This window comes from Bradyrhizobium sp., assembly GCF_049581145.1.
Classification (GTDB): domain Bacteria; phylum Pseudomonadota; class Alphaproteobacteria; order Rhizobiales; family Xanthobacteraceae; genus Bradyrhizobium.
Window position 1 is genome coordinate 1 of the sequence record NZ_JBAURI010000004.1, and the last position, 9,226, is coordinate 9,226.

The 9,226-nt window shown below is 65.0% G+C and carries 13 protein-coding genes; 6 read left to right on the forward strand and 7 right to left on the reverse strand.

What is annotated here, in order from left to right:
• Both WCB02_RS00105 and WCB02_RS00110 read right to left on the reverse strand, forming a co-directional pair.
• The coding region (locus tag WCB02_RS00105; RefSeq protein WP_423955064.1) for a DUF1501 domain-containing protein at window positions 1-778 on the reverse strand (778 nt) is incomplete at its 3' end.
• Window positions 775-2,412 carry a DUF1800 domain-containing protein gene (locus WCB02_RS00110; protein ID WP_423955065.1) on the reverse strand — a complete coding sequence of 546 codons (1,638 nt, stop codon included), beginning with the start codon at window positions 2,410-2,412 and terminating at the stop codon, window positions 775-777. The genes WCB02_RS00105 and WCB02_RS00110, both read right to left, overlap by 4 nt.
• A gap of 325 nt (window positions 2,413-2,737) precedes the next feature.
• Here WCB02_RS00110 and WCB02_RS00115 point away from each other — a divergent pair, with 325 nt between their 5' ends.
• The 4 genes from WCB02_RS00115 (at window position 2,738) to WCB02_RS00130 (ending at window position 4,785) form a co-directional block, all read left to right on the forward strand.
• Complete coding sequence (locus tag WCB02_RS00115) at window positions 2,738-3,427, forward strand: HAD family hydrolase (protein WP_423955066.1); 690 nt, start codon at window positions 2,738-2,740, stop codon at window positions 3,425-3,427.
• Window positions 3,428-3,483: 56 nt separating this feature from the next.
• On the forward strand, window positions 3,484-3,705 hold the full coding sequence (locus tag WCB02_RS00120) for a hypothetical protein (RefSeq protein WP_423955067.1): 222 nt from the start codon (window positions 3,484-3,486) through the stop codon (window positions 3,703-3,705).
• Between the two features lie 143 nt (window positions 3,706-3,848).
• Complete coding sequence (locus WCB02_RS00125) at window positions 3,849-4,085, forward strand: hypothetical protein (protein ID WP_423955068.1); 237 nt, start codon at window positions 3,849-3,851, stop codon at window positions 4,083-4,085.
• A gap of 49 nt (window positions 4,086-4,134) precedes the next feature.
• The gene (locus tag WCB02_RS00130) at window positions 4,135-4,785 is read left to right on the forward strand and encodes a nitroreductase family protein (RefSeq protein ID WP_423955069.1); all 651 of its coding nucleotides are present in this window, start codon (window positions 4,135-4,137) and stop codon (window positions 4,783-4,785) included.
• A gap of 64 nt (window positions 4,786-4,849) precedes the next feature.
• On the opposite strand, the gene WCB02_RS00135 is transcribed toward WCB02_RS00130, so the two are convergent.
• Both WCB02_RS00135 and WCB02_RS00140 read right to left on the reverse strand, forming a co-directional pair.
• Window positions 4,850-5,251 (reverse strand): EF-hand domain-containing protein, encoded by a 402-nt coding sequence (locus WCB02_RS00135; RefSeq protein WP_423955070.1) that lies wholly within the window; start codon window positions 5,249-5,251, stop codon window positions 4,850-4,852.
• 136 nt (window positions 5,252-5,387) lie between these two features.
• The gene (locus WCB02_RS00140) at window positions 5,388-6,005 is read right to left on the reverse strand and encodes a TetR/AcrR family transcriptional regulator (RefSeq protein ID WP_423955071.1); all 618 of its coding nucleotides are present in this window, start codon (window positions 6,003-6,005) and stop codon (window positions 5,388-5,390) included.
• A gap of 87 nt (window positions 6,006-6,092) precedes the next feature.
• On the opposite strand from WCB02_RS00140, the gene WCB02_RS00145 reads away from it, so the two are divergent.
• Window positions 6,093-6,884: a crotonase/enoyl-CoA hydratase family protein gene (locus WCB02_RS00145; protein ID WP_423955072.1), complete on the forward strand. Its 792-nt coding sequence runs from the start codon at window positions 6,093-6,095 to the stop codon at window positions 6,882-6,884.
• Between the two features lie 3 nt (window positions 6,885-6,887).
• Here the strand turns inward: WCB02_RS00145 and WCB02_RS00150 are convergent, their stop codons facing one another.
• The 3 genes from WCB02_RS00150 to WCB02_RS00160 all read right to left on the reverse strand — a co-directional run bounded on the left by WCB02_RS00150 (window position 6,888) and on the right by WCB02_RS00160 (window position 8,920).
• Window positions 6,888-7,583 carry a glutathione S-transferase family protein gene (locus WCB02_RS00150; RefSeq protein ID WP_423955073.1) on the reverse strand — a complete coding sequence of 232 codons (696 nt, stop codon included), beginning with the start codon at window positions 7,581-7,583 and terminating at the stop codon, window positions 6,888-6,890.
• A gap of 245 nt (window positions 7,584-7,828) precedes the next feature.
• Entirely contained in the window at window positions 7,829-8,536 is a 708-nt protein-coding gene (locus tag WCB02_RS00155; protein ID WP_423955074.1) for a glutathione binding-like protein, read from the reverse strand.
• Window positions 8,537-8,683: 147 nt separating this feature from the next.
• Window positions 8,684-8,920 carry a hypothetical protein gene (locus WCB02_RS00160; RefSeq protein ID WP_423955075.1) on the reverse strand — a complete coding sequence of 79 codons (237 nt, stop codon included), beginning with the start codon at window positions 8,918-8,920 and terminating at the stop codon, window positions 8,684-8,686.
• Window positions 8,921-9,021: 101 nt separating this feature from the next.
• Between WCB02_RS00160 and WCB02_RS00165 the strand changes: the two genes are divergently transcribed.
• The coding region (locus WCB02_RS00165; RefSeq protein WP_423955076.1) for a LysR family transcriptional regulator at window positions 9,022-9,226 on the forward strand (205 nt) is incomplete at its 3' end.

Below are 9,226 nucleotides of genomic sequence, written 5' to 3' on the forward strand. Positions count from 1 at the left end.
GACCGTCGTCGGCGGCCATCAATTTCGCCGCCCCCCGCGCCACCTGCCGCATCGCGACCGCGGGGCCGCCGGCGCCCGGCTTCGGCTTCATGTCATCGCCCTGCGCTGCCTTGTCGAGCTGCAGCCCCTGGGACAACGCCGCGCCGAGCGCGGGATCGCGATGCCGGTACAATTCGACCAGCCGCATTGCGGTGTCGTCATCGGCCTGCGGCAGCGCCACCGGCGCCCAGCCGACGGTCGGCGCCGCACCGCGCAGCACCAGCGGCGTGGTCGGACCAATCGCGAGCGCACCAACCACGCGCTCGCCTTTCGGCAAGCCCTCCAGCGCGCGATTGAGCCAGCCGGATTGCACCCGGCCCGGACCGGCGAAGCCGCTCTCCAGCACGTCCTGGCCATCGAAATGCGAGCGGTCGCGATATGGCGTCGCCACCGCATGAACCACGGCGGCCTGCTTCGCTCTGTACATCCGGGCAAATTCCGGCATCGCCGGATGCAGCGCAAAGAAGGAGTCGAGCATCACGGCGGCATGCGGCCCATCGGGGCTCAGCGCGATCGCGCCGTGCAGCCCGGCATAGTCGGGGTCGCCGACCGGCGCCACCGTCGCCAGCCCATCGAGCGCGCCGCGCAGGATCACGACAATCAGCCGCGGATCGCGGCCATCGGCCGCCCGCGCGAATTTCGGCAAATAGGCCCACGCCGCAAATGAGGCGCCGCCAAGCAGCAGGCCGCGGCGCGAGGTGACCGGGCCGGTTCGGCTTTCACAGCAGTCCATCGTCATCTCCTCTGGAATTCCGGCGACATCAACAGCAGCGCCAGCGCCTGCTGACGCGATTCCGCCCGCTCGATCGTTCGCCTGGTGTCTTCTGATGCCGCGTCGGCGATCGCGATCTCCAGGAGATCACGGGGATCGAGCGTATTGCCTGTGCGGGAAGCAACCTGTGCGGCGATGTCGAGCCGCAGCTTCATGCCTTCCGGCGCGGCCCAGGCCGCGTTGGTATCGGGAAATCCGTTCGGGCCGGCCGGCGTCCACAAGGGCTGGCCCAGCGCGCTGAGGCCGCCGAGATAGAGCGTGGGATCGTCGGGCAGGTGCGCCAGCAGCCGGCCGGTCGCGACCAGGTACTCGTATGGCGAGCGCATCTTGGTCAGCGGCGCGGCCCAGGCCTCGTCCGAATCCACCAGTGCCAGCGTCATTGCCTTGAGGTCGCCGTCGGTTTTGGTGAAGACATCCTGCAGCCGCGCGACCAGCGCGGGGGGCGGATCGTCGGCGACGAAATATTGCGCAAATTTGCCGGCGATGAATTTCGCGGTCGACGGATGGCGAGCGATGTCCGACAGCGCGGCCTCGCCTTGCGCGACGCCGGCCGCCTCGTAGCTCTTGCCGAGCAGCGTCTGCGGCCCCGGCTCATGCGCATTGGCGTTGAACACGAAGCTGCCGGGCGTGCCGAGGACTCCCTGCCGCCCTGCAAACGTCCACCCGGTGATGATGCGCGCCAGCGAGGTGACGTCCTGCTGGGTGTAGCCGCCGCCGACACCGAGCGTATGCAGCTCCATGATCTCGCGCGCGAGATTCTCGTTCAGGCCGCGTTTGCGGTTCTGCCCGGCGCGCGAATCAGGTCCAAGCGATTGCTGATTGTCGAGGAAGAACAGCATCGCCGGATGCTGCTCGACCGCCAGCACCATGTCAGTGAAATGGCCGAGCACATGAGGACGGATCGCCTCGCGCTCGAACGAGCCGGCCCACATCCGCGCCAACTGGCCCTTGTTGGCGGAGATGCAGAAATGGTTGGACCAGAATACCACCAGCCGTTCGGTGAAGCCGCAATCGGCGAGAATAGCGCGCTGCAGCCGCGCCAGCGCCTCGACGCGAAACGTCTTCTGGACGATGTTGAGCGGCTGCGGCGGCTTTGCCGGGTTGGGAGCGTTCGGCGCCATCGCGGCGCCTGGCTGCATCGGCTCGCCAGCTTGCATCGTGGGGTTCGCGCCGCCATCATCGGCCGGCTTCATCTCGGGCGCCTGTCCTTGTCCGCCCAAACCTTGTCCGCCCAAACCTTGTCCGCCCAAACCTTGTCCGCCAATGTCGGCGGCAACGGTGCTGAGCGAAAGGTTTCGCCGCAATGTGTTGTCGGGCAGCGGCGAGGCCTGCGGCGAGGCTTCCGACGGCGTTGCCGCCGCCTTCGCGGCCGCTCGGATCTGCTTGACTTCGTCCTGGTAGGCGAACACGGCCTTCGCCAGTTCCGGCGTCGATTGCAACCCCGGCAATTCGAGAAGCGCGCCGTTCGGCCGCGTCAGCTCGAACTTGACGAAGCCGCGCGGATCGGACGCCGCGTTGACGAAGTCGCCGGATGCGCCGCCGCGCGCGCCGAACCCGAACCGATTGAGCGCAACCAGCGCATTTTGCGAATCGCGAGCCATTCGGATTTCCCTCGGGCAGTCTACTGCGCGTATATTCGTTCTCGAAACTATACGGCCGACTGAGATGAACCCGATATGAAAAAGGCGGCGATTCTTCGCGCAACAACATGACAAATCAGACAGAAACGCCACGCGCTCGCGGTGTCGCCTGTTCCCGATGCGGAACAGAATTCATGTGCAATCCCGAAGGACCCTGCTGGTGCGCCGAAGAGAGCGCGCGGCTGCCAATGCCCGTCGACGGCGAGGATTGTCTGTGTTCCGCATGCCTGCGTCAGGCGGCAGACCAGGCATCGAGCGCAACGACGCGTGATGACACTGGCGCATCATGAAAGATCGCTGGACCATCGACGCGGTCCTGCTCGACATGGACGGCACGCTGCTCGACACCGAGAGGGTGTACTTCGAGAGCCTGATCACGGCCCTGACCACGCTCGGTTACACCGACGGCATTGCCACGCTTTGTCACGCCATGGTCGGCATTCCCGGCCCGGAATGCGACATCATGCTCCGCGAGCGTTACGGCGAGGATTTTCCGCTCGCCGATGTCAATCGCGCCTTCGGCGCCAGGCGCGATGAAATCCTGAAAGCCGGGCTGCCGCTGAAGGACGGTGCCATCGCATTGCTGGATGCGCTGCAGGACGCCTGCACTCCGATGGCCATCGTCACCTCATCGTCGCGGCGCACCGCCGATCATCATCTCGCGCTTGCCGGTATCCATTCGCGGTTCGAGATGATCCTGACCAGAGACGACGTCATCCGCGGCAAGCCAAGCCCCGACCTGTTTCTGCTGGCGGCAGCCCGCCTCGGCGTCAAGCCCCAATCCTGTGTGGCCATCGAGGACTCAAATCCCGGCGTCGCCGCCGCGCATGCCGCGGGCGCGGTCACGATCATGGTGCCAGACCTCGTGCCGCCGACCGAACAGTCGCGCGCGAAATGCGCCGCAGTGCTGCCCGATCTTAACGCGGCGTTGAAGCTGCTGCGACAGCAGGGCGCGCTCGATCGCCGATCCGGCTGACCGAGCACAACTAACAAACTCTCCATCAACGCCGCGTCAACGATCGCCTGCAAAACATGCAGACCCGTGCGAGCACAGTCGTTCTGCGTCAATGCATCGTCGACGCAACATGGACAAAGCATTATTTGTTCTGCGGCGCGGTCCACGCCAGTTTCGGTGCCGTTTTGGAGGCCAACATGATCAAGCCAATGCTGCTGAAGCTTCACCGCTGGACCAGCCTGGCGTTTGCTGCACCGCTGCTCGCCATACTCGTCAGCGGATTTGGTTCTGTCGTTTGAACCAATGTCGCAAGTGAGCGGAATGTCCCGGCCTGTCGACGCGGCGCGGATCGCGGATCCGCGGCTTAAGAAACTTTGATCTGGAGCAAGGCACCTTCGCCGGACCTGGCGTTTGATGGCTGTATTCAAGCAGCGAGGCAGCGATGTTCGTGCTCCGGCTCAAACGACCCGAGGAGGATTTCAACTTCAGGGCTTTCGGCTCGCGAAAGGCGGCGGTGGAGCGATTCCGGACCGCGCAGAGCCTGCTGATCGATGGCGAGATCGAGGACTGCGCGCTGCTCGAGGTTCGGGGGTCCGATCCCGAGCGCGCGGTGGAACTGGCAAGCCAGGGCGATGCGACGCTGATCGAGGCCAATCTGGAAGACCCGCGCGCCGCGTGACCACCCGGGCTCGTCCAGCCCATCCCGGCCGCGGCAGGACACATTGAACATGCTGACCAAGCTGGCGCCGGGCGCCATGGGGCAGTTGCGGCCGAAGCCGGCGCAAGGCGATGGCCCACCGAAGATCGCGCTGCCGGAGCCCGACAGGTCCGGCGGGCTGCCACTCATGCAGGCGATGGCGCAGCGCCGATCGATGCGCGAATTTTCAGCCCGGACAATCCCGCTGCCGATGCTGGCGAGCCTGTTGTGGGCCGCCAATGGCATCAACCGCGCCGACGGCAGGCGTACCGCGCCGTCCGCGCTCAACGTGCAGGAGATCGACATCTATGTCGCGCTGCCCTCAGGCGCCTATCTCCATGACGCCGCCGCCAATGCGCTGCAGCTCGCGGCCGGTGGCGACGTGCGTCGGGTGACCGGCTATCAGGATTTTGTCGACCGGGCGCCGCTCGATCTCGTCTATGTCGCCGACCACAGCCGCATGAAGCTGGTTCCCGTCGCACAGCGCGAGAGCTTTGCCTCGGTCGCCGCCGGCGCGATCACGCAGAACGTCTATCTGTTCGCGGCCAGCAACGGGCTCGCGACCGTGATCCGCGCCTGGATCGATCGCGACGCCATCGCCAACGCGCTGGGCCTGAGCCACGACCAGCAGGTATTGCTGTCGCAGACGGTTGGCTTTCCGAAAGACCGACCGCTCCAATAGCCGTGATGCAGGTCGCTGTCGCGCTCATCCTGCGGCGACAGCTCACGCAGCGATGGCATCTTCGTCATTGATGAAACCGGTCGTGCGTCGGTTGGGCCGGCCCCATCTCTTTCGGCGCGTTGCCGGCCTTGATTTCCTCCGGCGTGACCCGGCAATCGCCGTTCTTGTCGTACCGCAGGATGAACTCGCTCGGCTTGCCGACGAACTCGTCACGCGTGATCTTGCCGTCCTGGTTTTCGTCGAAATATCCGAAATCCGCGTCCGCCAAGGCGCCGCCGGCTTTGCGCACGCTTGCGAACTCGGCCTGGTCGAGCGAGCCGTTGTGATTGCGATCGGCCAGCGTGAAGACACGGTCGAGATAGCTCTTCCATTCATTGCAGGTGTAGATGCCGTCGTGATTTTCGTCCCAGGCTTCCTGGGATGTCTGGGCGCGCGCCAAGGGCGCCGCTGTCAGAAGCAGACCCATCGTCAAGGCGATCCTGCAAATCAATTGTCGGTTCCGCAAATCTCGCTCCTGTCCCTGCAGCCGGCGCGCGCCGGCCTCGCGGAGGAGGCCATCGTCGCGCGCGCGGGAAAATATATCTTCTGTCTATGTCTTTTGTTCATGTCTTGGATCGGCGGCGCGACGCGCGCGATGTCGGTCGCGCCGGCAGCGCCGCCGCGGTCAGAGCATGCGCCGCCCGGCCCGCCGTCTCCATGTAGCTGGGGTCGCGGTGCAATTGCACCACGGCGAATGATCCATCCAGCAGCAGCAGGATCTGGCGCGCCAGCACCGATGCGGCCTCGACGCCCTCGGCCTCGAAGGTCGCGCGCAGCCAATTCTCGAACTTCTTCTTGTGCGCCGCGCCGATCCTGATCGCGGGATGGCCGGGCTGGTTGGCGAGTTCGGCGGAGGTCCGCAGGAAGCCGCAGCCCTTCCATTTCGGATGCCGTGCCGATCGCGCCAGATGGCAGAAGATCGCCTCCACCTTGTCCGGCAAATCGCCATCGGCCTCCGCGAACCAGCGCTGAAACAGAGCAAGGTTCGGCTGGTCGCGGGCGGCGAGATAGGCCGCCACCAGATCGTCCTTGCTCCTGAAATGATAATACAGCGTGCGCTTGGTGAGGCCGGCCTCGGCCGCCACCGCATCGACGCTCACCGCCCTTATGCCCTCGGCGTAGAACAGCTTGCTGGCCGCGGAAATGATGCGCTCACGGGTCGGGTCGGAGGGGCGTGCCATGCACACGATGTATACTAACCAGTGAATATACACAACGGGCGATGCCGGCCTAAGCTGCCGCGCTGCTTGCAATCGCCGGAGGCTGCAATGTCCGATGCCATTCTGCTCGACATCGACGACGCCATCGCCCTGATCACGCTGAACCGCCCGGAGCGGCTCAATGCGCTGAACTACGATCTGATCGACCGCCTGATGGCGGCCCTCGACCAGATCGAAACCGACACCCGTATCCGGGCGGTGATTCTCACCGGCGCGGGTGAGCGCGCGTTTTCGGCCGGCGCCGACATCCATGAATTTGCCGACAGCGTGCGCCTCGGCGCGAACACGGCCTTACGGGACTTCGTTCGCCGCGGCCAGGCCATGACCGCGCGGCTCGAAGCCTTCAGGAAACCGGTGATCGCCGCCATCAACGGGATCGCCTTCGGCGGCGGCTGCGAGATCACCGAGGCGGTGCATCTGGCGGTCACGAGCGACCGGGCGATGTTCGCCAAGCCGGAGATCAATCTCGGCATGCCGCCGACCTTCGGCGGCACGCAGCGGCTGCCGCGGCTCGCCGGGCGCAAGCGCGCGCTCGAATTGCTGCTGACCGGCGATCCGTTTTCGCCGGCGCGGGCGCTTGAAGCCGGGCTTGTCAACGCCGTCGTGCCACATGACGAGTTAATGCCGGCGGCGCGCCGGCTCGCGCTACGCATCACGCGGCATTCGCCGCTTGCTGTCGGCAGTGTCATCACCGCCGTGACGCGCGGGCTTAACATGGCCATCGCCGAAGGATTGCAGGTCGAGAGCGAACAATTCGCGGCGCTGGTATCGAGCCACGATCTCGGCGAAGGCCTCGCGGCCTGGATCGCGCGGCGCCGGCTGAGCTATCGCGGCAATTGAGCGCTAAACCGGATAGCCCGGCGACCTGCGCGCAAGGCCATCGAAGGCGTCGAGCACCCTCTCGCGCCAGGCGTAGATCGGATCGGCGTCCTCCAGCAGCCTGAAGGGACTGACCACGCGCGCCCATTGGAAGCCGCCGAACACGATGTAATCGGCATAGTTCGGCGCCGCGCCACCGAGAAAAGCCTGGGTCTTCAGGGTCAGCCGCATCGGATCGAGCGCCTTGCGGAAGCCGACGACGGATTTCTCGCGGCCGGCGACGACCTCTTCCAGCGGCTTGCCGAAGCGCGCCTCGCGAGATTTGCGGAAATAGTCCGCATCGTGCGGCTTCAGATGCGCCGGGATGTCGGCAACGATCAGTGGGAACATGCCGCCGACCACGGCGATATCGGCCCACCAGTTCAGCATCCGACCCATGGCGCGGCCGCCGTCGCCGCCGAACAGTGAGGGCCGGTCCGGATAATTGTCTTCGAGATAGGTCGCGATCGCCCAGGAATCCGCGACTGAATTGTCGCCATCGAGCAGCACCGGCACCTTCTCGGATTTGTACGGCGCAATCGCGCCCTTCTCGGTGAAGCACCATGGGATCGAATCCGCCGACAGCCCCTTATGCGCCAGCGCCATCCGCGTCCGCCAGCAGAACGGACTGAACGGCCGGGTCTCGTCGGTACCGACGAGCTCGAAGAGTTTGAGTGGCATTGAACGCTCCTAGCGCGACCACACGATCGTCATTCCATACGACCGTCAGAGCGAGCAGCGCAAGCGGAGCTATCAGTTCCTTCCACCCCCGTCGTTGCTCTACGTAACCGTCATCCCCGCGCCTGTCGCGGGCATCCACGCCTTTTTTCCCAACCACGACATAGATGGCCGGGACACAGGCGAGCAGAACCGACGCCGTCCTTTACGGCTATGCCCGGCCATGATGGCAAATGCTTTTCGCCGACTTACCGTACCACCGATGCGGTCTGGCCGAACAGGATCTTGCGCTCCTCCTCGGTGCGGATGGCAGGCTGGCCGAAATTCGGATTGACCTCCTTGGCCTTGGCGTAGGCGCGTTCCGTCGCCGGCCGGGCGCCGATGGTCTCGAGCCAGCGCTTCAGATGCGGGAACTGGTCGATGTCCTGGCCCTGGTTCTTGTAGGGCACGACCCAGGGGTAGCAGGCCATGTCGGCGATGGAATAATCGCCGGCGATGAACGCGCGATCGGCAAGGCGCTTGTTGAGCACGCCGTAGAGTCGGTTGGTCTCGTTGACATAGCGGTCGATGGCGTAGGGGATTTTCTCCTGCGCGTAGTTGCGGAAGTGATGGTTCTGGCCGGCCATCGGCCCGAGGCCGCCCATCTGCCAGAATGTCCACTGGATCGCGTCATAACGGGCATGGATGTCGGCGGACAGGAATTGTCCGGTCTTTTCCGCGAGATACAACAACATCGCACCGGATTCGAAGATCGAGATCGGCTTGGCGCCGCCCTTCGGCGCATGATCGATCATCGCGGGAATGCGGTTGTTCGGCGCGATCGCCAGAAACTCCGGCTTGAACTGCTCGCCCTTGGCGATGTTGATCGGAAAGATCTTGTATTCCAAACCCGTCTCTTCCAGGAACATCGTGATCTTGTGGCCGTTCGGCGTTGTCCAATAATACAGATCGATCATGGCGGCGCTTCCTCGCGATGGAATTTCATGCATCCGCGAAATGGATGCGATTGCATGAATGTTGCCGTCAACCGGGGTTGAGTCAATGGCCACGACCGCATGCCGGCCGAAAAGTGATCGCGGCCGTTGCGCCTCTGCGCGCCTTGGTCAGGCGATACGGCCGTGCGCGCGCAGCAGTTTCTCGCCAGCCTCGGTGGCCGTCACGATCAGCCCGAAGCCTGCGATCGCCTCGCGCGCGACATAGCCGCGATCGGCGGCGTCCTCCCAAATCGTCAGCCGCGGACAGGAGGTCTTCCAGGTCCCGATCACCTCCGAATAGGCCCGCGGCTCGCGCGCGATCCATTCGACGAAATCAAGCACCAGCGGGTCCGCCGTCTCTGTCATCGGATTGCTCCCGAGTTTCGCGACCGGCTTCTCGCCCGCTTGTGGTCGCCGCGCAAACGGAGTTATCTCGCCCTGGCGTCAGCTTTCCTGAGGGTGGTCAATTGCGACGGCTCCTGTTTCTCAACGGCATCAAGGCATTCGAGGCGGCGGCCCGTGGCGGCAGCTTCGCCGCCGCGGGAAGCGAACTCAACGTCTCGGCGGCCGCGGTCAGCCGGCTGGTACATCTGCTGGAAGAGCGGCTCGGCGTCGCGCTGTTCGAGCGCAAGGCCAACAGGCTGGTGCTGACAGCGGCGGGCCGCGCCTACC